The organism is Acidimangrovimonas pyrenivorans (genome assembly GCF_042643245.1).
GTDB lineage: Bacteria > Pseudomonadota > Alphaproteobacteria > Rhodobacterales > Rhodobacteraceae > Acidimangrovimonas > Acidimangrovimonas pyrenivorans.
Genome location: NZ_JBHRSK010000038.1, coordinates 1 through 919 on the forward strand (window position 1 = coordinate 1; position 919 = coordinate 919).

The window sequence follows — 919 nt, forward strand, 5'->3', positions numbered from 1 at the left end:
GCCGCCCCCGCCCCGGTCGCGCCGCGCAAGGGCCGCACCCTCGGCCTCGCCCTGCTCGTCGGCCTCGTCCTCGGCGCCGGCCTGGTGCTGCTGCGCCGCGCCCTGCGCCGCGGCATCCGCGGCGCCCAGGAGATCGAGCAGCTCGGCCTGCCCGTCTTCGCCACCATCCCCTACGCCCCCGATGCCGCCAACCTGCGCAACCGCCGCGGCCTGTTGCCCATCCTCGCCCTCACCCGCCCCGACGACGTCGCCGTCGAGGCCCTGCGCTCGCTGCGCACCGCGCTCCATTTCGGCATGCTCGACGCCGAGACCAGCACCGTCCTGCTGACCTCCGCCGCCCCCGCCGCCGGCAAGAGCTTCACCGCCCTCAACCTCGCCATCGTCGCCGCCCAGGCCGGCCAGAAGGTCTGCCTCGTCGATGCCGACCTCCGCCGCGGCTATATCCGCCGCTTCCTCGGCCGCGCCAAGGAAACCCCGGGCCTGAGCGAATACCTCGCCGACGAGAAGGGCCTCGACGAGATCCTGTTCGACGGCCCGGTCGACAACCTCTCCGTCATCCTCACCGGACGCTTCCCGCCCAATCCCTCGGAAATCCTCATGCGGGCCGAGTTCGAGCAGCTCGTCAGGGAGCTCGACCGCCGCTTCGACCTCGTCCTGATCGACGCCGCCCCAACCCTCGCCGTCACCGACCCCGTCGTCATCGGCCGCTATACCGGCGCCCGCATCGTCGTCGCCCGCCACATGGAAACCATGGCCCCCGAGCTCGAGGCCGTCCGCCACGCCTTCGAAGCCGCCGGAACCAAGCTCACCGGCGCCATCCTCAACGGCTACAAGGTCTCCGAAGCCTCCAAATACGGAAACGCCTATTCCTACTACAACTACCGATACGCCTATAAATCCGACAAGTGACACCCGCAGC

At 70.4% G+C, this 919-nt stretch carries 1 protein-coding gene; it reads left to right on the forward strand.

Going from position 1 to position 919, the window contains the following annotated elements; all coding sequences use genetic code 11:
- The coding region (locus ACFOES_RS21010; protein WP_377835688.1) for a CpsD/CapB family tyrosine-protein kinase at window positions 1-909 on the forward strand (909 nt) is incomplete at its 5' end.
- Between the last annotated feature and the right edge of the window lie 10 nt (window positions 910-919).